Here is a 24,550-nt window from a genome sequence, read left to right as displayed (position 1 = left end):
TCACCGCGGGTCGCCCACCCGGCCTCGGCGTGGCGGCGCCGGTACGGGCGCGGGCAGGCTCAGCCGTACGGACAGCAGTGCTGCCGTGGCGGCGAACGCGGCGCCGACGAGCAGCGCCGCCTGGAAGCCCGCGGTTTCGGCCTGGGGTGTGGCCGTGCCGGTACGGGTGGTGGCCACGGCCACGAGGACGGCCAGGCCCAGGACGGATCCGAACTGCTGGCTGGTGTTGATCAGCCCGGAGGCGAGGCCGGTCTCCATTTTCGTGGCCTCTGCCGTGGCGGCCACATTGGTGGTGACCATGACCAGCGGCAGGGCGGCACCCAGCAGGAGGCTGGGCGCGAGGACGGTGGTGGCGAAGGTGCCGTCGGCACGCAGGGACAGGGCGAGCCAGACCATCCCCGCGAGCAGCAGCCAGAAACCGAGGGTCATGGTCCGGCGAAGGCCGAGGCGGAGGATCAGGCGGCCGGTCAGCGGGGCGGTGGCGACGACGACCAGGGAGAGTGGGAGCAGGCCGAGGCCGCCGGTGAGCGGGGACTGTCCCAGGACGCTCTGGAGGTAGAGGCTGACCAGGAAGAACATGGGGAACAACGCCATTTGGGCGAGGGCGCCGAGGAGGTTGGCGAGGCGCAGCGCGGGCCGCTTCATCACGGCGGGAGGTACGAGGGGCCGGTCGGCGCGGGTCTGTACGACGGCGAACGCGGCGAGCAGGCAGAGCCCGGCGGCGCCCGCGAGGAGGCTGCGCCCGACGAGGGCGTACGCGACGAGGCCGAGCCCGCCGGTGGCGGTGAGCGCGCCCGCCAGGTCGAAGCCGGGCTCGGCGCCCCGGGTGCCGCCGTCCAGGAGCCGGAGGGCGAGCAGGGCGAGTACGGCGGCGACGGCGACGTTCAGCCAGAACGTGGAGCGCCAGCCGAGCAGGTCGGTGAGGACGCCGCCGAGAACGGTTCCGAGGACGCCGCCGAGGCCGCCCATCGCGGCGAACGCGCCGAGCGCCCGGTGCCGGTCGGGGCCGTCCGGGAAGAGGATCAGCAGCAGGGCGAACGCGGCGGCCGCCGCCAGTGCCGCCCCGACGCCCTGCACGGCGCGGGCGGCGATCAGCGCGCCGGTGGACTGGGCGAGGCCCCCGGCGGCGGAGGCGGCCGCGAGGAGCGCGAGCCCGCCGGTGAAGAGCCGCCGGTGGCCGAACAGGTCGGCGGTGCGGCCTCCGAGGAGGAGCAGCCCGCCGAAGGTGATGAGGTAGGCGTTGGCCACCCAGGACAGGCCGGCGGACCCGGCCCCGAGGTCCGCGTCCACGGACGGGAGGGCGACGTTGACGATCGCCGTATCCATGATCATCAGAAGCTGGGTGGCCGCCAGCAGCCCCAGCGCGCCGCGCCGGTTCCCGGGCGTTCCCCTCATCGCCGGCTCCCGCGCGCCGTGCGGCGCAGCCGCACGCGGCCGCCCGGCCACCCGGCGACGGGGTGCCGTCCAGGGGCGCCCGCACCGCCGCTGCCCCGATGCCACCCGGGGTCGGCCACAAGGCCGGTGACCTGATGCCGCACCGGATCCCCTGGACGGATTCCGCGCCACGCCGGTCCCCCCGGACGGATTCCGCGCCACGCCGGGGCGTCGGGGCGCGGGGCGCCCGGACGGCGGTGCCATCCGGGGTCGGCCGCCGGGTGGGGCAGCGCCGTGCCGTGGGCGTGCCGTGGCGGTCGGACCGCGCGGCCACCACGGGCGCACCGGCCGGGGTCGTCGGCGCGCAGCCGGGCGGGGGCGCAGAGGGCGGCGGAGGTGAGCCGGGCCGCCGGGCCCGCGCGGTCCGCGACGGCGGGGCGGCGTCCGCGCGCCGAGCCCGGGACACACGCGGTCATCGGGTACGTCCCAGGTCGTAGCCGTCCAGGCAGGCCTGGGCGAGGGCCTCGCAGGCGGGGGCGCCGCCCTCCCATGCCTGCTGGGTGAGGTAGACGTGCGGGGCGCCGTGGTAGAAGCGTTCGTACTGCTCGTGGCGGCCGGCGAACTCCGAGCCGAGCGCGTCCCAGGCCAGTTTCAGCAGCTTCACGCGGTCCTCGGCCGGAGTGCCGGGCGAGCGGATGTACTTGCGGACCAGCGGGCCCAGCTCCGGGTGCAGCAGGTCCTCGCCCGACGCTGGCAGCTGGATGAGCCCGCCGCCCGCGAGGAGTTTGATCTCCTGGACGGCCTGCGGGTACAGCTCGCCCGCCATGATGCGCTGCGCGAAGGAGATGTCCTTGCCGGGCGCGACCCCGCCGCGGCCGCCGTCCACCTCCTCGTACGACGCCTCCGCCGCCAGCACGAACGCCTTGGCCTGGGCGACACGGCCGAGGAGCCGGCCGATGGCCTGGGTGACCGGCGGCAGTTCGTAGGTGTTGTTGGCCTTGGTGACCAGGATCGCGACGCCGGTGAGGAACTCCAGCTTCGTCCAGAACCGGGTGGCGGCCTGGTGCACGAAGTTCAGGTACGCGGGGGTCTGCCACCACATCCGGAACGACACGTCGACGTTCCGGTACGCCAGCACCCGTTCCCACGGCACGAACACGTCGTCGCACACGAGCAGCGCGTCGTTCTCGTCGAAGCGCGAGGAGAGCGGGTTGTCGAAGACGCTGCGCGCCTGGGCCTCGTACGACGTGCGGGAGAGGAACTTCAGCCCCGGTGTGTCGATCGGGACCGAGAAGCACACCGCGTGTTCGACGTCCTGCGGGGCGAGCGGCTCGATCGTGCCGACGATCACCTCGTTGCCGAACACCGCCGCGGTGCCGATCATCTTGGCGCCGCGCACCACGATCCCGCCGTCCTTCTCGGCGACCACCCGAACCACCAGGTCGTCCTCCTCCTGTTCGGAGGCGGACCTGGTGCGGTCGTTCTGCGGGTTGGTGATGGTGAAGGTCGGGTACAGGTCACCCTCGGCGAGCCGCCGGTGGTAGGCGAGTGCGGCGGCGGAGCCGTCGTAGCCCTCCGTCCGGAACAGGGACGGCAGCGCCGCGAAGCCGGCCGCGCCGCCGGCCATGTAGTCGGGTGTGCGGCCCAGGAAGCCGAAGCTCGCCTCCGCCCACACCTTGTACGCCTCACGACGGGCGACGAGGTCCTCGTACGACCGCGGGATCGCGTACGCGCGGTGGACGCCACCCTGGGTGAGGACCGGGGTGTGCTCGGAGTCGTGCGCCAGGTCGTACAGGCGGGCGATCGAGGCCGCGGTGTTGCGGAACGCCGGGTGCGAGGTGACGTCCTCCACCCGCTCCCCGTCGAGCCATATCTCCCGGCCGTCGCGCAGCGACGCCAGGTACTCCTGACCGGACCTCGTCACCGTTTCTCCTCCTGCGGGTGCCATTGCCGCAGGAGAGCCTGTCCGTTGGTCCATGCCTTCGGCAATGAACGTCCGTCCAATGGTCCTTAAGAACCGGCCAGTCAGCGTCCAAAAACCATTAGGCGGCGCTCGCCGCACCTGCCCGGTACTCACCCGGAGTGACGCCGAACCATTTGCGGAAGGCAAGGTGGAAACCGACCGCGCTCTGGTAACCGACCCGCTGCGGTACCGCCGACTGCGGCAGTGACGTCTCGCCGAGCAGCCGCGCCGCCTCCTGCATGCGCCGCCCGGTCAGGTGGCGCGCCGGCGCCTCGCCGACCAGCGCGCGGAACGCGGCCGTGAACGCGGAGCGGGACATACCGACCTCCCGGGCGAGCGACTCGATGGTCCACGGCTCGGCGAACCGGGTCGCGATCATCACCAGGGCGCGGCTCACCCCCGGGTGGCGCAGGACCGGCAGGGAGGCCGGGTTCTCGGCGAACTCCCGCAGCAGCGGGCGCAGCGCGAGCACCAGGGCCATCTCGAAGGCCCGCAGGGTGATCAGGCGGTCACCGGGGCCGACGGGCCGGTCGGGGGCGGCGAGCAGGCGCAGGGTGTCGCGCAGCAGCGGCTCCCGGTCGACCTGCGAGCGGTCCAGGACCAGCGCCCAGGGCAGCGCCTTGTACAGACCAGTGGCGGCGCTGGAGTCGTAGTGCAGCCCGGCGCACAGCAGCCGGCTCTCCGGCCCGGTGCCGCCGATGCGGATCTCGCCGGAGGTGCCGGGCTGGCGCTCGGGCAGGACCGCCTTGAGCGGCACGCCCTGCCGGTCGGGCCGGTCGGCGAGCCGGTGTGCGGTGCCGGTGGGGAAGACGGCCAGGTCACCGGCGTGCAGTTCCTGCGGCGGCTGGCCGTCGGCGGTGATCCAGCAGCCGCCCTCGACGATGTAGTGGAGGACGGCACAGCCCTGCTCGGCGTCGCCCTCGATCGCCCAGGGCGCGCGGACGTGCCAGCGGCTGTCGAAGACGCCGGTGAGACGCAACGGTTGCAACAGCTCACTGAGGAGGTCGTCATTGCGGTCGTCGTTCCCGGTTTCGGTGCGCACGGTGTCCATGGACGATCCTTCAACCCCCGCCCCGAATTGTTAATTGATCGGCCAAAGCCGCCGCCGCCAGCCTGTGAGGAGCCGTCATGGCAGCAGTCACACCCTATCGAAGGGCCAATCAGGCATATGTCGGAGCCAAAGTCCGAGCACAATCAGATGCGGGTCGCCGTGGTGGGAGCGACCGGTTTCCAGGGCGGAGCGGTCGCCCGCCTGCTGACCGAGCGTGACCACCGGGTGCGTACGCTCTCCCGGCGTCCCGAGGGCGACCGGCCCCCGCTGCCCGGCGTCTCGTGCGCCACGGGCGACCTCGCCGACGCCGAGGCCGTGCGGCAGCTTTTCGCGGGGGCGACGCACGCCGCGGTGGTGATGCCGCTGGTGTACGAGGCGAAGCGGGTGCGCGCCTACGCCCGCAACATCGCGCGGGCGGCCGTCGCGGCCGGGGTGCGGCGGCTGGTGTACAACGCCAACACCCGCGTCCCGCGTACGCCCACCGACGTGGCGGCGTTCGAGACGCGCCGGATCGCCGAGGAGGTACTGCGGGAGAGCGGCGTACCGCTGGTGGTGCTGCGCCCACCGGTCTACCTGGACAACCTGTTCAGCCCGTGGAACGGCCCGGCCCTGGTCAACGACGGCGTCCTCGCCTATCCGCTGCCGGCCGACGTGCCGACGGCGTGGCTCTCGCACCGGGACCTGGCGCGGGCGGTGTACGCGGCGCTCACCGTGAACGGTCTGGAAGGGCGTACCTACGACATCGGCGGCACGCGGGCCCTGACGGGTGATGAGCTGGCGGAGGCGTTCGGCCGGGGGCTGGGGCGCGAGGTGCGGTACCGGGCGCTGTCGCCGCAGGTCTTCGAGCAGGGCCTCGCGGAGGCGATCGGCCCGGCCGCCGCGGCCGGAGTGGCCGGCATCTACCACTACATGTCGGCGGGTCAGGAGCCGCTGCTGATGGCGGGGGACGACGGGCTGTCGGCCCGGGCCCTGTCGGTGGCGCCCGCGCCGGTCGACGAGTGGGTGTCGCGCCAGCCGTGGCAGGTCTGGGCCAGCGACCCGGAGGAGCAGGACGCCCAGACGCTCACCTGAACGCCACTGGACACACCCGAGCACGAACCGGCCACGTTTTTCCACTCGAACGGGGCCGGTTCTTTTCGTGTCCGGCTACGCCTGAGTAGTTAACAACGCGCCGGATTGCCCACCCGAAGGGTGTGGGTAGGGCTCCTCCGGTACCCGCCCACCCGAGTGAACCCGGACAGGAGCGGTGATGCCTGCGCTCTGCCACTCGTCAACCGAGCAAGTACAAAGAGCGATACCCCGTACGCAACCCTCAGGTGATGCCGTGAACTCGCTGATTGGTCGCATTCCCGTTCTCGATGTACGCCCGCTGGTCGACTGCGGCAGAAGGCCCGCCAAGGCGGTGGTCGGCGAAACCTTCCAGATTACGGCCACGGTGTTCCGCGAAGGCCATGACGCCGTGGCCGCCAATGTCGTCCTGACGGACCCGGCCGGACACCCGGGCCCGTTCACCCCGATGCGGGAACTGGCGCCCGGCACCGACCGCTGGGGCGCCGAGGTCACCCCTACGGCCGAAGGACGCTGGACTTTCACCGTCGAGGCGTGGAGCGACCCGGTCGCCACCTGGCGCCACACCGCCGGCATCAAGATCCCGGCCGGCATCGACACCGACCTGGTACTGGCCGAGGGCGCCTCCCTGCACGAACGGGCCGCCGACGGCGTACCGAAGGGCGAGGGCCGTGAGGCCGTGCTCGCCGTGGTGGACGCGCTGCGCGACGAGCGGCGCTCCCCCGAGGACCGGCTCGCCGCCGCCCTCGGCACCGAGGCGGTGCAGGCGCTCGACGCCCATCCCCTGCGCGAACTGGTCACCTCCTCACGGCCGTTGCCGTTGCTGGTGGAGCGTGAGCGGGCGCTGTTCGGGTCGTGGTACGAGATGTTCCCGCGCTCCGAGGGAGCCAGGGTGGAGAACGGCCGCCCGGTCTCCGGGACCTTCCGCACGGCCGCCGAGCGGCTTCCGGCCATCGCGGCGATGGGGTTCGATGTCGTATACCTGCCGCCGATCCACCCCATCGGCACCACCCACCGCAAGGGTCCCAACAACACCCTCACGGCCGGCCCCGACGACGTCGGCGTGCCGTGGGCGATCGGGTCTCACGAGGGCGGCCACGACGCGGTCCACCCGGACCTCGGCACCATCGAGGACTTCGACGCCTTCGTCGAACGGGCGCGCGAACTGCGCCTGGAGGTGGCCCTGGACTTCGCCCTCCAGTGCTCGCCGGACCACCCTTGGGTGAAGAAGCGCCCGGCCTGGTTCCACCACCGGCCCGACGGGACCATCGCGTACGCCGAGAACCCGCCCAAGAAGTACCAGGACATCTATCCGATCGCGTTCGACAAGGACATGCGGGGCATCGTCCGCGAGACGCTGCGCGTGCTGCGGCACTGGATGGCCCACGGCGTGCGCATCTTCCGCGTCGACAATCCGCACACCAAGCCCGTGGTGTTCTGGGAGAAGGTCATCGGGGCCATCAACAAGTCCGACCCGGACGTGATCTTCCTGGCGGAGGCCTTCACCCGGCCCGCGATGATGCACACCCTGGGCGCGATCGGCTTCCAGCAGTCGTACACGTACTTCACCTGGCGCAACACCAAGCAGGAGCTGACCGAGTACCTCACCGAGCTGTCCGGCGACGCCGCCGCCTACATGCGGCCGAACTTCTTCGTGAACACCCCGGACATCCTGCACGCCTACCTCCAGCACGGCGGCCGCCCCGCCTTCGAGGCGCGGGCGGTGCTCGCCGCGACGATGTCCCCGACGTGGGGTGTCTACGCCGGGTACGAGCTGTGCGAGAACACCCCGGTACGGGAGGGCAGCGAGGAGTACCTCGACTCGGAGAAGTACCAACTCCGCCCGCGCGACTGGGAGTCGGCGGAGCGCGAGGGCCGCACCATCGCCCCCCTGATCGCGCAACTGAACCGGATCAGGCGCCGCAACGCCGCCCTGCGGCAGCTGCGCTCGGTGCGCTTCCACCACGCCGACAACGACGCCGTCATCGCGTACAGCAAGCGCGCGGGTTCGAACATTGTTCTGACGGTCGTCAACCTCGACCCGCGCCACACCCACGAGGCGACGGTGTCGTTGGACATGCCGGAACTCGGCCTCGACTGGCACGAGACCGTGCCGGTGCGCGATGAGCTCACCGGTGAGACCTATCACTGGGGCAGGGCCAACTATGTGCGCCTCGCACCGGGTGTCACACCCGCGCACATCTTCGTCCTGCGACCGTCCCCGCCGATCGGAGGGTCACCCACATCATGATCGTCAACGAGCCCGTCCACGACACATTCGAGGACACGCCGGCAAAGGACCGTGACCCCGACTGGTTCAAACGAGCCGTCTTCTACGAGGTTCTGGTCCGCTCGTTCCAGGACAGCAATGGCGACGGCGTCGGCGACCTCAAGGGCATCACCGCCAAGCTGGACTACCTTCAGTGGCTCGGGGTCGACTGCCTCTGGCTCCCGCCGTTCTTCAAGTCCCCGCTCCGGGACGGCGGTTACGACGTATCGGACTACACCTCCGTACTGCCCGAATTCGGCGACCTGGCCGACTTCGTCGAGTTCGTCGATGCCGCCCACCAGCGCGGCATGCGAGTGATCATCGACTTCGTGATGAACCACACCAGCGACCAGCACCCGTGGTTCCAGGAATCCCGCAACGACCCCGACGGCCCCTACGGCGACTACTACGTCTGGGCCGACGACGACAAGCAGTACCAGGACGCGCGGATCATCTTCGTCGACACCGAGACGTCCAACTGGACCTTCGACCCGGTGCGCAAGCAGTACTACTGGCACCGGTTCTTCTCCCACCAGCCGGACCTCAACTACGAGAACCCGGCCGTGCAGCAGGAGATCCTGTCCGCGCTGCGCTTCTGGCTGGACCTGGGCATCGACGGCTTCCGCCTCGACGCCGTGCCGTACCTGTACCAGGAGGAGGGCACCAACTGCGAGAACCTCCCGGCCACCCACGCCTTCCTCAAGCGGGTCCGCAAGGAGATCGACGCCGCCTACCCCGACACCGTGCTGCTCGCCGAGGCCAACCAGTGGCCGGAGGACGTCGTCGACTACTTCGGCGACTACGCGGCCGGCGGCGACGAGTGCCACATGGCGTTCCACTTCCCGGTCATGCCGCGCATCTTCATGGCGGTGCGCCGGGAGTCCCGCTACCCGGTCTCCGAAGTCCTGGCCAAGACGCCGGCGATCCCGGAGGGCTGTCAGTGGGGCATCTTCCTGCGCAACCACGACGAGCTGACGCTCGAGATGGTCACGGACGAAGAGCGCGACTACATGTACGCGGAGTACGCCAAGGACCCGCGGATGCGCGCCAACATCGGCATCCGGCGGCGCCTGGCCCCGCTGCTCGACAACGACCGCAACCAGATCGAGCTGTTCACCGCGCTGCTGCTGTCCCTGCCCGGCTCGCCGATCCTCTACTACGGCGACGAGATCGGGATGGGCGACAACATCTGGCTGGGTGACCGCGACGGCGTCCGCACACCCATGCAGTGGACGCCCGACCGCAACGCGGGCTTCTCGTCCTGCGACCCGGGACGGCTGTACCTGCCGACCATCATGGACCCGGTCTACGGCTACCAGGTCACCAACGTCGAGGCGTCCATGGCGTCGCCGTCGTCGCTGCTGCACTGGACGCGGCGGATGATCGAGATCCGCAAGCAGAACCCCGCCTTCGGTCTCGGTTCGTACACCGAGCTGCCGTCGTCCAACCCGGCGGTCCTCGCCTTCCTCCGGGAGTACGGGGACGACCTGGTGATGTGCGTGCACAACTTCTCGCGCTTCCCGCAGCCGACGGAGCTGGACCTTCGGCGGTTCAACGGGATGCACCCGGTGGAGCTGATCGGCGGGGTGCGCTTCCCGGCGATCGGCGAATGGCCGTATCTGCTCACCCTCGCGGGTCACGGCTTCTACTGGTTCCGCCTCCGCAAGGACACCATGAAGCCGGCCACGGGCAAGACGGTCACGGAAGCCACCGTGGCCACGGCGGCACCCGCCGGTGGGGCGGCGGCTCCTGCCGGGGCGGCGCGGACGACGGCGGGCGCGGTGGCCCCGGTCCTGCCCGGCACGACGGCCGTAGCCGTGCCGGGCACGGCGTTCGCGGGAGCGGTGGCCGACACGCTCCCGGCGCCCGGGACGACCGGGAGAGCACGCGCCGCCGACGCCGCGGCGGGCCCGGTGAAGACGGGCCCCGCCGCGGGCGTGGGCGGCCCCGGGACGGCCGCCCGGGTCGCGGCGGCCGATGGGGCGTCAGCGGCCGGGCCGGGCGCGGCCGGGCGGAGCGGTGACGCGCGCACCGACGGCGGAGCCCGGGCGGCCGGGAAGGGGTGAGGACATCGGGGCGGGGCGTTTCCGGCGCCCCGCCCTGGGCACTCTCCCCCTCATACGTCGATTCGGGTCTATCTCGACCATCCCCGCCCGACACGTCCCGCACAGCCGGACAGCACTCGCCGCATTCCGGGACACTCTGCACGTTCTGTGCATTTCGTAGTGCCCGGGGAAAGGACGCGCTGCCATGTCGGAGACCGCATCCACCGCCCGGGCCCCGGTCGCCCTGCTCCCCTCCCTGGTGCCGCTGCTCCACGAATGGCTGCCGCGCCAGCGCTGGTTCGCCGGGAAGGGGCGGCCCGTCACCGGGTTCGCCCTCGTCTCGGCCACCGAACTGCTCCCGCTCGACACCACCGGCCCCGGTCTGCTGCACCTGCTGGTGCGGGTCCAGCAGCCGGGCCTCACCACGGCCGCCCAGGCCGACTGTTACCAGCTACTGCTGGGCGTGCGGAGCAACCTGCCTCCGCAGCTCGCGCCCGCCCTGATCGGCCACGTCCCGGACGGCCCGCTCGCCGGGCGGACGATCTACGAGGGGCTCAGCGACCCCCGGCTCGCGGCGCTCCTGCTGGAACGATTGCGCACCCCCGGCCCGATGGGCCCGCTGCGGTTCTGCCGGACCGTCGCCATCCCGGAGGGCCTCACGCCCCGCGTACTGGACGCCGAGCAGTCCAACTCCTCGCTGGTGTACGGCGATTCGTTCATCCTCAAGGTGTTCCGCCGGGTCTACCCGGGGGCCAACCCGGACCTGGAGCTGCCGCTCGCGCTCGCCCGCGCGGGCTGCACCCGCGTCCCGGCGCCCGTCGCCTGGTACGAGACGGGCAACGGCCGGCCGGAGGCCTCCACCCTGGGGGTTCTCCAGCCCTACCTGCGCGGGTCCCAGGACGGCTGGCAGCTCGCCCTGGACGCGCTCGGCGCCGGGCGCGACTTCGCCTCCGAGGCAAGGGCGCTCGGCAGGGCCACCGCCGAGGTGCACACCGCGCTGGCGGACGCCCTGCCCACGGTGGCGCTGGGCCGCCCGCAGACCGAGAACCTGGTCCACGGGATGAGCCGCCGCCTGGACGCCGCCGCCCAGGCGGTACCGGCGCTGATGCCGTACGTCCCCGGGCTGCGCGCCGCTTTCGAGGCGGTCGGCGGGATGGCGACGGGCAGCCGCCTGTGGCGGGCCCAGCGGGTCCACGGCGATCTGCACCTGGGCCAGACCCTCCGTACCCGAGACGGCGACTGGTCGGTGATCGACTTCGAGGGTGAGCCCGCGAAGCCGCTCGCCGAGCGCCGCCGCCCCCAGCCACCGGTGCGTGACGTGGCCGGCATGCTGCGCTCCTTCGACTACGCGGCCCGCTCCTACCGCCCCTGGAACCCGGACTGGGCAGAGCGGTGCCGTGACGCGTACTGCACCGGGTACGCCGAGGCCTCGGGCACCGATCCGCGTGCCGAGCCCGCGCTCCTGCGCGCGTACGAGACGGACAAGGCGGTGTACGAGGTCGTGTACGAGGCCCGGCACCGCCCCGACTGGCTCCCGGTCCCGATGGCGGCCATCCGCCGTCTTGCCGCGCAGACCACCACTCCGTGATGTGAACGCCCTTGAGGAGGCCCTCCCCCGTGACCCCCCGTCGTCCCACCCGTACCCCCGCCACCCCGAAGGCCCCGGCCACCCGGAAGACGCCGGTCGGGGACGCCACCGCCCTGCCCACCCCGCCTCCCGGCGCGACACCGGGGCCCCGCACGGGCGGCACCACCGTCCCGGGCGCCCCGCCGCTCTCCCCCGCCGACCGGGGGCGGCTGCTCGCCGGCGAGCACCACGACCCGCACGCCCTGCTGGGCGCCCACCCGGTCGACGGCGGCATCGCGGTCCGGGCCCTGCGCCCGTGCGCGAAGAGCGTGGCCGTCCTCGTGGACGGGGCGCGCACCGAGCTGCACGACGACGGCGACGGACTGTTCTCGACCGTGCTGCCGCTGCCCGAGGTGCCCGCGTACACGCTCCAGGTCGCCTACGACTCCGGGGTCGTCGAGGTGGACGACCCGTACCGCTTCCTGCCCGCGCTCGGCGAGCTTGACCTGCACCTGATCGGTGAGGGCCGGCACGAGGAGCTGTGGAAGGCGCTCGGCGCACATCCCCTGACCCATCAGGGCGTCACCGGCACCCGCTTCACGGTGTGGGCGCCCAACGCGCGCGGGGTCCGGCTCGTCGGCGAGTTCAACTACTGGGACGCCGGCACCGGTCTGCCGCTGCGGTCGCTGGGCCGCACCGGGGTGTGGGAGCTGTTCGTCCCCGGAATGGGCGAGGGCGCGCTGTACAAGTTCGCCGTCACCGGGCCCGACGGCCACTGCTCGCTGCGCGCCGACCCGATGGCCCGCCGCACCCAGTGCCCGCCGGAGACGGCCTCGATCGTCACCGCCTCGCACTACACGTGGCAGGACGGCGACTGGATGACCCACCGGGGTGACCGGCCCGTCCACGAGGCGCCCTTCTCCGTCTACGAGGTACACCTGCCGTCCTGGCGGCCCGGCCTGACCTACCGGGAGCTGGCCGAACAGCTTCCCGCGTACGTCAAGGACCTGGGTTTCACCCACGTGGAGCTGATGCCGGTCGCCGAGCACCCCTACAGCCCGTCCTGGGGCTACCAGGTCACCTCCTACTACGCGCCCACGGCCCGCCTCGGCACCCCCGACGACTTCAAGTACTTCGTGGACGCCTGCCACCGCGCCGGGATCGGCGTCCTCGTCGACTGGGTCCCGGCCCACTTCCCCAAGGACGACTGGGCGCTGGCCCGCTTCGACGGCACACCGCTGTACGAGCACCCCGACCCGCGGCGCGCCGAGCACCCCGACTGGGGCACCCTCGAGTTCGACTACGGGCGCACCGAGGTCCGTAACTTCCTCGTCGCGAACGCCGTGTACTGGTGCGAGGAGTTCCACATCGACGGACTGCGGGTGGACGCGGTCGCGTCGATGCTCTACCTGGACTACTCGCGCGAGGGCGGCGACTGGGCGCCCAACGAGCACGGCGGGCGGGAGAACTTCGACGCGGTGGCCTTCCTCCAGGAGATGAACGCCACCGTCTACCGCCGCTGCCCCGGTGTGGTCACGATCGCCGAGGAGTCCACCGCCTGGGAGGGCGTCACCCGTCCCACCGACAGCGGTGGCCTGGGCTTCGGGCTGAAGTGGAACATGGGCTGGATGCACGACTCGCTGGTGTACGTCTCCAAGGAGCCCGTGCACCGCAAGTACCACCACAACGAGATGACGTTCTCGATGGTGTACGCGTACAGCGAGAACTACGTCCTGCCGATCTCGCACGACGAGGTGGTGCACGGCAAGCAGGCGCTGGTCACCAAGATGCCCGGCGACTGGTGGCAGCGGCGCGCCAACCAGCGCGCGTACCTGGGCTTCATGTGGGCCCACCCGGGCAAGCAACTGCTGTTCATGGGGCAGGAGTTCGCCCAGGGAGCGGAGTGGTCGGAGGCGCACGGCCCGGAGTGGTGGCTGACGGAGGACGACTACCACTCGGCGGGCGACCACCGGAGCATGCGGGACCTGGTCCGCGACCTCAATGCGGTGTACGCGTCGACGCCCGCGCTGTGGGAGCGGGACACCGTCCCGGAGGGCTTCCAGTGGTCGCTGGGTGACGCCGCCGAGGACAACGTCTTCGCCTTCCTGCGGTACGACGCCCAGGGTGCGCCGCTGCTGTCGGTGAGCAACTTCTCGCCGGTGGTGCGCGAGGACTACCGCCTGTGGGTGCCGGACCGGATCTCGGCGTGGGCGGAGGTCCTCAACACCGACGCGTCCGCGTACGGCGGCAGCGGCGTACGCAACGCCGATCCGGTGAAGCCGGAGGCGGGGTACGTCCGGCTGACCCTGCCGCCGCTGGCGACGGTGTGGCTGAAGCCTGCCTGACGGCCGGTACGAAATTGGGGTGCGGGAAGGCCGGTGGGCGAGTGACCATGACCGCCATGACCGACCTTCCCGCGCAGACCCTGCTGGTGTTCGACCGTGACGACTGGGTGTACGTCGTGCCTTCCTTCGAGGCCGCGACCCAGGAGTTCGAAGCGATCGACGTGGCGGACGGGGAGTACGAGGCGTTCACGCTCGACGGTGAACGGGTCACCCTGACCGCACCCGAGGGGTGGCGCGGCCCGGTCGTCGTCGAGGCGACCGGGCAGCGGGACACGGCCGCGCTGCGGGAGCGGATCGAGCGGAGCTCGGGCTCCCCCGCGCCCACGCCCGAGGAGCTGGCCCGCCTGCACCTCAGCCGTTGAGGCGGACGACTCCCAGCCGCTGGGTGGCGCGGGTCAGCGCCACGTACAGGTCGTTGACGCCGTGCGGTCCGCCGGACCGGATGCCCTCCGGGTCGGCGACGATCACCGTGTCGAACTCCAGGCCCTTCGCCTGACGCGGCTCCAGCAGGACGACCGGCCGGGTGAGGTCGGGGTTCGGGCCGTGCGCGGCGTCGGGCAGCACGGCGGCCAGCGCGGGGTGGTGCGCGGCGGGGGCGATGACCGCGAGCCGTCCCTCGGCGGGCAGTTCGCGGCGTACGGCGCCGGTGACCTCGCCGGCCAGGTCGTCCGTGATCCTCTCCCAGGGGGCCACGCCGGTGGAGCGCACCGAGCGGGGCGGGGTGAAGTCCGGGTCCTCGGCGCGGCGCACCGCCGCCGCCACCTCCATGATCTCTGCGGGTGTGCGGTAGTTGACGCCGAGGCGTACGTGCTCGAAGCGGTCGCCGACGTACGGGCCGAGGATGTCGCGCCAGGAGCCGCAGCCGGCCGCGTCCCCGGTCTGGGCCGGGTCGCCGACGAGGGTCATCGAGCGGGTGGGGACGCGCCGCATGAGCAGCCGCCACGCCATCGCGGAGAGTTCCTGCGCCTCGTCGACGATGACGTGGCCGAACGCCCAGGTGCGGTCGGCGGCGGCGCGTTCGGCGGCGCTGCGGTGGTCGGCCTCCTCGTGGCGTTCGGCGAACCGTTCGGCGTCGATGATGTCGTGCGCGCCGAGCACCTCCGACTCCTCGTCCTCGAACTCGTAGGTCCGGGAGGCGTAGCTGACGTCCAGCACGCCCTGCGCGTAGGCGATACGGGCGCTGCGCTCGCGTTCGGCGGCGGCGCGTGCGGCGGTGTCGTCCTCGCCCAGCAGTTCGGCGGCCTCGTCGAGGAGCGGTACGTCGGCCTCGGTCCAGTCACCCCCCGTCCTGCGGACGAACTCGGCCTCGCCGTCCGGGAGGTAGCCGTCCGGCTCGGCGAGGAAACCGGCGACGAGCGCCTGCGGGGTGAGCATGGGCCACAGCTCGTCGATCGCGGCGTGGACGTGGTGGCTCGCCGCGATCTCCTTGCGCATCTGGGTGATGTCGGACGGGTCGAGGAGGTTGGGGCCGCCGAAGGGGTCGGCGCCGAGCCGTTCGGCGAGCTGGTCGGTGAGGGCGTCGATGATCCGGAACGCGAAGCGGGGGCGGGCGAGGTTGTGCGGGAGGCCGGTGGAGCGGGCGTCCCAGCGGGCGTCCTCGGCCATGTTCCGGTCCAGCAGGAGGGTGCCGTAGTCGTCGTGCGCGATTTCGAGGGGCGCGTCGGTGGGCGGCACGGTCTGCCGGTCGCGGAGGACCCGGGCGAGCGTGTCGGCCATGCTCGCGCGGCCCTTGATCTCGGCGGCCTCGGGGGTGTCGGTACCGGTGGCACGGACGCCGGGGAACAGCTCGCCCATGGTGGCCAGCAGCACTCCCGTCTCGCCGAGCGCGGGCAGGACTTCGCCGATGTAGCCGAGGAAGCCGGGGTTGGGTCCGACGATCAGGACAGCGCGGCGGGCGAGCTGCTCGCGGTGTGCGTAGAGGAGGTACGCGGCGCGGTGCAGGGCGACGGCGGTCTTGCCGGTGCCGGGGCCGCCCTCGACGACGAGCACACCCTGGTACGGGGCGCGGATGATGCGGTCCTGCTCGGCCTGGATGGTCTGGACGATGTCGCTCATGCGCCCGGTGCGGGCGGCGTCGAGCGCGGCGAGGAGGACCTCGTCGGCGTCGTGGCCCTCGTGCCCGGTGCGGGTGGTGTCGGTCAGGTCGAGGATCTCGTCGTGCAGGGCGGTGACGTCGCGCCCCTTGGTGGTGATGTGGCGCCGGCGGCGCAGCCCCATCGGTTCGTACCCGGTGGCGAGGTAGAACGGCCGGGCGACGTCGGCGCGCCAGTCGACGACGAGCGGAGTGCGTTCCTCGTCGTCCTCGCGGATGCCGATGCGGCCGATGTGGTGGTCGCGGCCGTCCTGGAATTCCAGCCGCCCGAAACAGAGGCCGTTCTCCCCCGCGTCGAACGCGGCCAGCAGCCCGGACTGCTCGGCGACCAGCACATCCCGCTCCAGCCGCGCCTGGAAGCCGGTGCCCGCGTCCTTGAGGGCGGCCTGGACGGCGGTTTCGGCCTCGGCCCGCAGGTGGTCGAGTCGCGCGTAGAGCTCGTGGATGAATTGCTGCTCTTTCCGATATTCCTCGGTTGACAATCCGACTCCTGACGCGATACGGTGCGCTTATTGAATTCCGTGTGCGATGCGCCGTGCCCACACACGAACTATTAAATATACGCGAAGAAACGCCCCGGCCGTCAATACGACCGGGGCGTAGCTGTTGTGCTTCAGCCGTCAGGCCAGTACGTCTTCCAGTTCCTGGAGCAGCCGGCGCTTCGGGCGGGCGCCGACCATCGACCGCGTCAGTTCGCCGGCGCGGAAGACCATCAGCGTCGGCGTCGACAGCACCGCGTACCGCGCCGTGGTCTCCGGGTTCCTGTCGACGTCGACCTGGACCACCTTCAGCCGGTCCGCCTCCTCGGCGGCGAGCGCGCTCAGCACCGGGGCGAGCTGGCGGCAGGGGCCGCACCAGTCGGCCGTGAACTTCACCAGGACCGGGCGGTCGGCGGACAGGACCTCCGTGCCGAAGTCGGCGTCCGTCACCTCGGGCACCCCAGGGGCGTGACTCATTCCGTCGTCCTCTCGAATTCGCAGCGTGGTTCGGGGACCTCGGTCGCCAGGGCGAGCCGGGCGGCGACCTCGGCGCGTACCGAGCGGAGCTGGCCGATCAGGCCGTCCAGTTCGTCGAGCTTGCGCCGGTAGACGTCGAGCGAGGCCGGGCACGCGTCCCCGGCCGGGTGTCCGGCGCGAAGGCAGTCGACGAACGGGCGGGTCTCCTCCAGGTCGAACCCGAAGTCCTGGAGCGTCCGGATCTGCTGGAGCAGCCGCAGGTCGTTCTCGTCGTAGGTGCGGTAGCCGTTCTCCGCACGCCGGGCCCGCAGCAGGCCCCGGGACTCGTAGTAGCGCAGGGTCCTCGTGGTCGTACCCGCGCGCTTGGCCAGCTCGCCGATTCGCATACGCACGACGGTAGGGCTTGACGTCGGGGTCAAGGCAACAGCGGTTTGCGGGGCACCGGCGAGGACAGCACGACCGACGTGGTCGTACGGCCCAGCGCCGACGTCTGCTCCAGGACGTCCTCCAGGTGGACCGTGTCCGTCACCGCCACCTTGAGGATCCAGCAGTCCTCTCCCACCACGTGGTGGGCCTCCAGCACCTCGGGCCGGGCCAGCAACTCCAGCGTCCTGGGGTGCTTGAAGGTGTAGCCGCCGTGCGGGTCGACCCGGATGAACGCCTGGATGCCGTAGCCGAGACGGGCCGCCGACACATGCGCGCCGTACCCGGTGATGGCACCGCATCCCTCCAGGCGGCGGACGCGTTCGGCGACGGCCGCCGGGCTGAGCCGGACACGGCGTCCGAGCTCGCTCAACTTGATCCGGCCGTCGGTCTGGACGAGCTCCAGAATCTGCCGGTCCACCTGGTCGAAAGAGACTGCCGTCGTTTCATCGGCGGCGGGGCGCAGATGCCGTTGTTCTTTGGGCGCGGCGGCCGGATCTCCCATGGTTCCCCCTTCAGGCTGCGGCCCGACACCGTAACACTGGTGCCCATGCCTGATATCTGCGTGATCGGCGGGAGCCGGTATTTCGGAAAGCGCCTCATAGAGCGGCTGTTGGACGCGGGACACCGCGTCTTCGTCCTCAATCGCGGGTCGTCCGCGCCGCCCGCCGGGGCCTTTCACCTCGTCGCCGACCGCGACGACGAAAAGGCCCTGGAAAAGGCGTTGGGTTCGCTCACCTTCGACGTCGTCGTCGACCAGGTCTGCTACACCCCGATGCAGGCCGACATCGCCCGGCGCGTGCTCGGGCCGCGTACCCGTCGCTATGTGATGACGTCGACGGTCGAGGTCTACGAGTACGAGGACTCCGCCTCGCCCGTGCGGGAGGAGGCCGTCGACCCGCGCACGGTGGCCGTGGACCTGGGCGCCGACCTCCCCTATGGCGAGGGCAAGCGGCAGGCCGAAGCCGTCTTCGCCCAGGACCCGGCCCTGGCGTTCACGGCCGTGCGCGTCGCCCATGTCCTGGGCGGCGGCGACGATTTCACCGGGCGCCTCACGCATTACGCGGACCGGATCCGGGAAGGGCGGCCCATCGCCGTACCCGCCACCAACCACCCCGCGACCTACGTCTACGTGGAGGAGATCGCCGACTTCCTGGCCTGGGCGGCCGGGCGGGAATTCACCGGGCCCGTCAACGCCGCGTCCCACGGCACGCTCACCACCGCCGGCATCTGCGCGCCCATCGAGGCGCGGCTCGGTCGCCGCGCGGTGTTCCAGGAAGTGGAGGTGGGTGAGGTGTCCCCCTTCTCGTTCCGTCGTTCGTACGCCATGGACAACAGCCGCGCCACGGCACTCGGCTACACCTTCCGGCACACGTCCGACTGGCTGGAACGGGCCGTCGACGAGACGCTCGGAGGGCGGGCGTGAGGCGCGTCGGGGACGTCGAGGTCGGCGCCGTCGGACTCGGCGCCATGCCGCTGTCCATCGAGGGCCACCCGGACGAGGCCCGCGCCCTGGCGACCGTCCACGCCGCGCTGGACGCGGGCGTCACCCTGATCGACACGGCCGACTCGTACCACGCGCCGATCGGCGGCGAGCCGGGAGACGGCGAACTGCTGGTGGCCCGCGCTCTCACGGCGTACGGCGGCGCCCGCGACACGGTCCTCGTCGCCACCAAGGGCGGCCGGGGCCGCACCCCCGACGGCGGCTGGACCGTCAACGGCGACCCCGCCCACCTGAGGCGGGCCGCGCAGGCGTCGGCGAAGCGGCTGGGGGTCGAGGCGATCGGGCTGTACCAGCTGCACAAGCCGGACCCTGCCGTGCCGTACGCCGAGTCGCTGGGCGCGCTCCGCGAGCTGCTGGACGCGGGCACCATCCGGATGGCGGGGGTCTCGAACGTCGACGTGGCGCAGATCCACCTCGCCCGCGAGATCCTGGGCGACCGGCTGGTCTCCGTGCAGAACCGCTGGTCCCCCGCCGTCCGGGACGGCGAGCCCGAGTTGCGGCTCTGCGCCGAGCTGGGTCTGGCGTTCCTGCCGTGGAGCCCCCTGGGCGGTATCTCGCGCAGCTCGCTGGACGGCGCCTCGGCGCAGGAGGTGGACCCGCGTTTCGGCGCCTTCCACCGGGTGGCCCGGGAGCGGGGGGTCAGCCCGCAGCGGGTGGCCCTCGCGTGGGCGCTGGCCCGCTCGCCGGTGGTCGTGCCGATCCCCGGGGCGAGCCGTCCGGAAACGGCCCGTGACTCGGCCGCGGCGGCGGAAGTGGTCCTGGACGAGCGGGAGCTGGAGCTGCTCGGTCCGTGACGTGCGGCCCCCCGGCGGCACGTCACGGACCCAGCGGTCGGGGGCCCGGCGTGCCGGGCGTCAGACGAGCTCGGGTTCGCGCACCTCGGCCGGTGCCTCCGTACGCGCCTTCCGGCCCGGCAGCAGTGCGGCCACCAGGACCGTGCCGACGGCCAGGATCGCCGCGCCGACGAGGCTGGTGTGGGCGACCGCGTCCGAGAAGGCCGAGCCGACGGCGTCGGTCATCCGCTGGGCGCCCTCGGCGAGTTGGGCGGCCTGCGCCGGAGCCGCGTGGGCGGCCTGCTCGCCGATGCCGTGCGCGACGGCGTACCCGGCGCCGACCGAGTCCTGGGCGGTGGCGAGGGCCGAGGCGGGCAGTCCGCTGCCCTCGGTGGCGTCGGCGAGGTGCGAGGAGTACGAGGAGGCCAGCACCGAGCCGAGCAGCGCGATGCCGAGCGAGCCGCCCAGCTCCAGCGACGTGTCGTTGACGGCGCCGCCGACACCGAGCTCGGACTCGGGGAACGCGCCCATGATGGCGTCGGTGCAGGGGGACAGCGCGAGGCCGATCGCGACGCCCAGGATGACGAGCGGGGCGACGAAGTCGCCGTATCCGGAAGCCGCGTCCACCCGGGTCAGCAGGGCGAGGGCGAGGGTGCCGAGGGTCATGCCCGCCGTGACGGTGACCCTCATGCCGAGGCGCGGGGTGAGGAAGCCGGTCAGCGCCGAGCCGGCGAACACCGCGCCGGCCAGCGGCAGCATCCTCACGCCCGTGTCGAACGGGTCGTACCCGAGCACGAACTGCAGGTGCTGGGTGAGGTAGTAGAAGGCACCGAAGACGGCGAGGAAGAAGAGGGCGACGGCCAGGTTGGAGCCGGCGAAGCCGCGGTTCAGGAAGCGGCGGACGTCCAGGACGGGACGCGGGTGGCGCAGCTCCCAGGCGACGAAGGCGACCAGTCCGGCGCCCGCGACGACCGCCGCCCCGACGGCCTTGGCGTCCCAGCCGAAGTGCGGACCCTGGATGATCATGTAGACGAGCGCGCCGGTCCAGACGACGGAGAGCAGCCCGCCGACGTAGTCGATGCGCCCGTGCCGGGCGGCCCTGGACGGCGGGACGAGGGCGAAGGCGCCGACGATCGCGAGGGCGGCCACGGGTACGTTGATCAGGAACGTGGACGCCCAGCCGTGGTTCTCCAGCAGCGCACCGGCGACCAGCGGTCCGGCCGCGATGGCGAGACCGGCGGTGGCCGTCCACAGGACGATGGCCTTGGCGCGCTCGGCGCGCGGGAAGGTGGCGGCGAGCAGCGACAGCGTGGCGGGCATGATCATCGCAGCGCCGACGCCCATCACGGCCCGGGCGGCTATGACGCCGGTGGAGGAATCGACGAGCGACCCGGCGACGGAGCCCGCGCCGAAGACCACGAGACCGAGGACCAGCGCGCCGCGCCGGCTGTACTTGTCGCCGATCGCGCCGAGCAGCAGCATCAGCGCCGCGTACGGGACGGTGTAGCCGTCGATGACCCACTGGAGGTCGGAGCTGGTCAGCCCGAGGTCCTGGGTCATGTCGGGCGCGGCGACGGTGAGGGCCGTGTTCGCCATCACGATGATCAGCAGGCTGAGGCACAGCACGAGCAGGGCCCACCAGCGCTTGGCGTACGGCCGCTCCATCCTCTCCACCGGCTCGTTCATGACGAGGCGCATGGCTCGTTCCACCCTTCCGACGACACTCTCTTGCACAGTGGTGTGCAATTACACACTGCTGTGCAAGTTACGCCACTGCACAGGCCTGTGCAAAATGAGGGGGTGACTTCTGGAAGAGCCGATGCCAACCGGCGCCGCATCGAGCAGGTGGCCCTCACCGAGCTGCTGCGCGACCCTGACGCCTCCATGGACCAGATCGCCCGCGCCGCCGGCGTCGTACGCAGAACCGTCTACGGGCACTTCCCCAGCCGCGAGGCTCTGATCGCCGCGCTCGTGGACAGCGCGGTCGAATCAGTGGCACGGGCGCACGCGAGCGGCCGCGAGGGCGTGGACGACCCGGCCGAGGCGCTGGCCCGGGCCGCACTAGCGGTGTGGGAGATCGCCGACCGCTACCGTCTGCTGGTGGCCCTCGCCCAGCGCAGCGTCACGATGGAGGGCATCCGGGAGCGGCTCACCCCGGTGCGCGAGGCGTGCGCGGCGGTGCTCCAACGGGGCCTGGACGACGGCGTGTTCACCTCTCCGCTGCCCGCCGCCGCCCTCGCGTACGTACACGAGCAGGTGCTGTTCGGGCTGATGGAGGCCGTGAACGCGGGTGCGCTCGCGGCGGACCGGGCCGGGCGGTCCGCCGCGGTGACGATGCTGATCTCCGCCGGGGTGCCGGCCGGACGGGCGGAGGACCTGGTGGAGTCGCTGGAGGCGTAGGTTCAGCGGTCCAGCCCGGACAGCGCGGCCTCGGCGACCTTCCCGGCGCGCTCACGCTGGGGGTAGTCGCCGACCTTCACCCGGGCGACCTCCTCAGCGGTGCGGTAGTCGACGACGGACACCTCGTCGCGGTTCGAGAGGGTCACGAAGCAGTGGTGGCCGCCGGGGGCGGTCAGGGACCAGTAGGGCAGGGCGCCCGGCTCGTAGTGGACGAAGCCGTCGGTGGTCAGGCCGGGACGGGAGACGACGGCCGTGTAGTCGTCGATGGTGCCCGCCACGCAGAGCTTGTCGCCCGCGCCGTTCATGGCCATGCCGTGGTGGGCGGAGTTCTGCGGGTAGTCGTCGGGCTTGAGGGCCGCGCCCGCGGCGCTGAAGGGCATCTCGACCGTCCGTACCGTGCGCCCGGCGACGAGGTCGTACTCGATGAACCCGTTGAGGTAGGAGAGCTGGGCGTACATCGTCTTCTCGTCCGGCGTGATCACGGCCGGGCGGACCCCCCTGTCGAAGGTGTACTTCCGCAGCACCTTCAGGGTCCTGGCGTCGGCGACGGTGACCTGCTTGGTGCCCTTGAGGGCGTTGAGGGCCTTGGGGAAGGAGGTGATGCCGATCGACATGTTGTAGATACGGCTGCCGTCCGCCGCGTACATGTTCTCGTGCGGGTACGTGCCGGTCGCGAACTCCCCGGTGATACGGCCGGTCGCGGTGTCCAGCGCCTGGGCCTTGGCCGCCGTGATCGCGGAGACGACGAAGGTGCGGCCGTCCGGGGAGAGGGTGGCGTGATCGGCCTTCAGGCCGTCGAGGTGGGTGCGCCAGAGTTGGCGGCCGGAGGCGATGTCGTAGGCGGCGGCGTCACCCAGGTTGCCACGCGAGACGTAGAGGGTGCGGCCGTCGGGCGAGAGGTGGGCGTCGTCGACGAACTTGTCGCCGCCCGCCTGCTGTCTGACGACCTCGTAGGCGGCGCGGCGGACCGGGTCCATGCCGGCGAGGATCGCGTCGAGGTCGGGGACGACGTCGAGGGAGCCGAGGTTCTCGTACGTACGGGAATCGAGGAAACTGACCGTGCCGTCGGCACTGTTGCCCACGACGACGACATCGCGCAGGGCGGTCGGGGACTCCTCGGCGGCTGAGGCGGTGACCGAGCCGAGGGCCAGGGTGAGGGTGAGGGCGAGCAGTGCGGGAAGACGCGACATGGGGGCCCCTTCATGCACATGCCAGAACGCGGGCCCCTACGATGACACGCTCCCGTTACCGGCGGTAAGGCCAGGAAACGTAAAACCGCGCGGGAGGCGGCCTCCCGCGCGGTTCCCCGTGGCGTACGTCAGACCTTGACGGGCTCGCGAGGCTCGGGAAGGTCGTCCGCGTCGTCGGCAGCCGGGGCGTGGTCGTCGACCAGCGTCTGCTCGTCGAACGGCACCCGCCCGGCGAGGACTTCGGCGACCCGCGCCTTGTCGATCTCCTTGGTCCAGGTGCCGACCAGGACGGTGGCGACCGCGTTGCCCGCGAAGTTGGTCAGCGCGCGGGCCTCGCTCATGAAGCGGTCGATGCCGACGATCAGGCCCACACCGTCGACCAGTTCGGGGCGGTGCGACTGGAGGCCGCCGGCCAGCGTGGCGAGGCCCGCCCCGGTGACCCCCGCCGCCCCCTTGGAAGCGATGATCATGAAGACGAGGAGCGAGATCTGCTCGGCCAGTGAGAGCGGGTTGCCCATCGCCTCGGCGACGAACAGCGAGGCCATCGTGAGGTAGATGGCGGTGCCGTCCAGGTTGAAGGAGTAGCCGGTCGGGACGGTGATGCCCACGACGGGCTTGCTCACGCCCAGGTGCTCCATCTTCGCGATCAGGCGCGGCAGCGCGGACTCGGAGGAGGAGGTGGACAGGATCAGCAGGAACTCCCGGCCCAGGTACTTCAGCAGCGTCAGGATGTTCACCCCCGCCACCAGCCGCAGCAGGGCCCCGAGGACGACGAAGACGAACAGGGCGCAGGTGATGTAGAAGCCGATCATGATGACCGCGAGGGACTTCAGCGCGTCCAGGCCGGTCTCGCCGACCACGGCGGCGATGGCGCCGAACGCGCCCACCGGGGCGGCCCACATGATCATCGCGAGGATCCGGAAGACCAGGCGCTGAATGTGCCCGATGCCGCGCAGCACCGGCTCGCCGGACCTGCCCATCGCCTGGAGCGCGAAGCCCGCGAGGAGCGCCACCAGCAGCGTCTGGAGGACCTCGCCCTCGGTGAAGGCGGAGACCAGGGTCTTGGGGATGATCCCGAGGAGGAAGTCGACCGTGCCCTCGCTCGCGCCGGAGGCCTGCTTCTCCCCCGCCGCGGCGACCTCGTCGGTCAGCCACAGGCTCGCGCCCGGCTCCAGCAGGTTGCCGACCAGCAGGCCGATGGCGAGGGCGACGGTCGACATGACCATGAAGTAGCCCAGGGCCAGCCCGCCGACCGCGCCCACCTTCGCGGCCTTGCGGACCGAACCGACGCCCAGCACGATCGTGCAGAAGATGATCGGCGAGATCATCATCTTGATCAGGTTGACGAAGCCGGTGCCCAGCGGCTTGAGCTCGACGGCCACCCCCGGGGCGGCGAAGCCCACGGCGATGCCGAGCACGACCGCGGCGATGACGGCCAGATACAGATAGTGGGTACGGTCCCGTCGTGCGGCCACGGGGTCCTCCTCGGTGAGTCGCTCCACTGTCCCTGTGGATCCCCGAGACCATCTC

The 24,550-nt window shown here is 71.8% G+C and carries 18 protein-coding genes and 1 pseudogene; 9 read left to right on the top strand and 10 right to left on the bottom strand.

What is annotated here, in order from left to right; all coding sequences use genetic code 11:
• From ACZ6C1_RS01860 to ACZ6C1_RS01850, 3 genes are all read right to left on the bottom strand, one after another.
• The gene (locus tag ACZ6C1_RS01860) at positions 1-1,395 is read right to left on the bottom strand and encodes an MFS transporter (RefSeq protein WP_469236734.1); all 1,395 of its coding nucleotides are present in this window, start codon (positions 1,393-1,395) and stop codon (positions 1-3) included.
• A gap of 451 nt (positions 1,396-1,846) precedes the next feature.
• Positions 1,847-3,298, bottom strand: a complete 1,452-nt coding sequence (locus ACZ6C1_RS01855; protein ID WP_469236733.1) for a 4-hydroxyphenylacetate 3-hydroxylase family protein — start codon at positions 3,296-3,298, stop codon at positions 1,847-1,849.
• A gap of 118 nt (positions 3,299-3,416) precedes the next feature.
• Positions 3,417-4,388 carry an AraC family transcriptional regulator gene (locus ACZ6C1_RS01850; protein ID WP_469236731.1) on the bottom strand — a complete coding sequence of 324 codons (972 nt, stop codon included), beginning with the start codon at positions 4,386-4,388 and terminating at the stop codon, positions 3,417-3,419.
• Positions 4,389-4,505: 117 nt separating this feature from the next.
• Between ACZ6C1_RS01850 and ACZ6C1_RS01845 the strand changes: the two genes are divergently transcribed.
• The 6 genes and pseudogenes from ACZ6C1_RS01845 (at position 4,506) to ACZ6C1_RS01820 (ending at position 14,044) form a co-directional block, all read left to right on the top strand.
• Positions 4,506-5,459, top strand: a complete 954-nt coding sequence (locus ACZ6C1_RS01845; RefSeq protein WP_469236729.1) for an SDR family oxidoreductase — start codon at positions 4,506-4,508, stop codon at positions 5,457-5,459.
• A gap of 262 nt (positions 5,460-5,721) precedes the next feature.
• A complete protein-coding gene (locus ACZ6C1_RS01840; RefSeq protein WP_469237157.1) occupies positions 5,722-7,707 on the top strand; it encodes an alpha-1,4-glucan--maltose-1-phosphate maltosyltransferase in 1,986 nt (661 codons plus the stop codon).
• Positions 7,704-9,395: pseudogene (gene treS, locus ACZ6C1_RS01835) on the top strand (maltose alpha-D-glucosyltransferase); the annotation flags it as partial. The gene ACZ6C1_RS01840 and the pseudogene treS, both read left to right, overlap by 4 nt.
• Positions 9,396-9,975: 580 nt before the next feature.
• Positions 9,976-11,358 (top strand): maltokinase N-terminal cap-like domain-containing protein, encoded by a 1,383-nt coding sequence (locus ACZ6C1_RS01830; protein ID WP_469236728.1) that lies wholly within the window; start codon positions 9,976-9,978, stop codon positions 11,356-11,358.
• A 113-nt stretch (positions 11,359-11,471) separates the two neighbouring features.
• Positions 11,472-13,682: a 1,4-alpha-glucan branching enzyme gene (gene glgB / locus ACZ6C1_RS01825; protein ID WP_469237155.1), complete on the top strand. Its 2,211-nt coding sequence runs from the start codon at positions 11,472-11,474 to the stop codon at positions 13,680-13,682.
• A 56-nt stretch (positions 13,683-13,738) separates the two neighbouring features.
• The gene (locus tag ACZ6C1_RS01820; RefSeq protein WP_469236726.1) at positions 13,739-14,044 is read left to right on the top strand and encodes a hypothetical protein; all 306 of its coding nucleotides are present in this window, start codon (positions 13,739-13,741) and stop codon (positions 14,042-14,044) included.
• Here ACZ6C1_RS01820 and ACZ6C1_RS01815 read toward each other — a convergent pair.
• From ACZ6C1_RS01815 to ACZ6C1_RS01800, 4 genes are all read right to left on the bottom strand, one after another.
• Positions 14,034-16,256, bottom strand: a complete 2,223-nt coding sequence (locus ACZ6C1_RS01815; protein ID WP_469236725.1) for a HelD family protein — start codon at positions 16,254-16,256, stop codon at positions 14,034-14,036. The genes ACZ6C1_RS01820 and ACZ6C1_RS01815 overlap by 11 nt on opposite strands.
• A 138-nt stretch (positions 16,257-16,394) precedes the next feature.
• On the bottom strand, positions 16,395-16,730 hold the full coding sequence (gene trxA / locus ACZ6C1_RS01810; RefSeq protein ID WP_469236723.1) for a thioredoxin: 336 nt from the start codon (positions 16,728-16,730) through the stop codon (positions 16,395-16,397).
• On the bottom strand, positions 16,727-17,116 hold the full coding sequence (locus ACZ6C1_RS01805) for a MerR family transcriptional regulator (protein WP_469236721.1): 390 nt from the start codon (positions 17,114-17,116) through the stop codon (positions 16,727-16,729). Before ACZ6C1_RS01805 ends, trxA begins: the two co-directional genes overlap by 4 nt.
• 29 nt (positions 17,117-17,145) lie before the next feature.
• Entirely contained in the window at positions 17,146-17,658 is a 513-nt protein-coding gene (locus ACZ6C1_RS01800) for an Lrp/AsnC family transcriptional regulator (RefSeq protein ID WP_469236720.1), read from the bottom strand.
• Positions 17,659-17,703: 45 nt separating this feature from the next.
• Between ACZ6C1_RS01800 and ACZ6C1_RS01795 the strand changes: the two genes are divergently transcribed.
• Positions 17,704-18,579, top strand: a complete 876-nt coding sequence (locus tag ACZ6C1_RS01795) for an NAD-dependent epimerase/dehydratase family protein (protein WP_469236719.1) — start codon at positions 17,704-17,706, stop codon at positions 18,577-18,579.
• 44 nt (positions 18,580-18,623) lie between these two features.
• Positions 18,624-19,451 carry an aldo/keto reductase gene (locus ACZ6C1_RS01790; RefSeq protein ID WP_469237153.1) on the top strand — a complete coding sequence of 276 codons (828 nt, stop codon included), beginning with the start codon at positions 18,624-18,626 and terminating at the stop codon, positions 19,449-19,451.
• Between the two features lie 60 nt (positions 19,452-19,511).
• Here the strand turns inward: ACZ6C1_RS01790 and ACZ6C1_RS01785 are convergent, their stop codons facing one another.
• Entirely contained in the window at positions 19,512-21,128 is a 1,617-nt protein-coding gene (locus ACZ6C1_RS01785; protein WP_469236716.1) for an MFS transporter, read from the bottom strand.
• A 102-nt stretch (positions 21,129-21,230) separates the two neighbouring features.
• Between ACZ6C1_RS01785 and ACZ6C1_RS01780 the strand changes: the two genes are divergently transcribed.
• Positions 21,231-21,830: a TetR/AcrR family transcriptional regulator gene (locus ACZ6C1_RS01780; protein WP_469236714.1), complete on the top strand. Its 600-nt coding sequence runs from the start codon at positions 21,231-21,233 to the stop codon at positions 21,828-21,830.
• A gap of 2 nt (positions 21,831-21,832) precedes the next feature.
• On the opposite strand, the gene ACZ6C1_RS01775 is transcribed toward ACZ6C1_RS01780, so the two are convergent.
• Positions 21,833-23,020: a YncE family protein gene (locus ACZ6C1_RS01775; protein WP_469236712.1), complete on the bottom strand. Its 1,188-nt coding sequence runs from the start codon at positions 23,018-23,020 to the stop codon at positions 21,833-21,835.
• 128 nt (positions 23,021-23,148) lie between these two features.
• The gene (locus ACZ6C1_RS01770; protein ID WP_469236710.1) at positions 23,149-24,495 is read right to left on the bottom strand and encodes a cation:dicarboxylate symporter family transporter; all 1,347 of its coding nucleotides are present in this window, start codon (positions 24,493-24,495) and stop codon (positions 23,149-23,151) included.
• Positions 24,496-24,550: the final 55 nt, after the last annotated feature.

Source organism: Streptomyces sp. NPDC041796 (genome assembly GCF_055590785.1).
The sequence above is the reverse complement of the archived record's forward strand: the minus strand, read 5'-3'. Positions and strand labels throughout refer to the sequence as shown.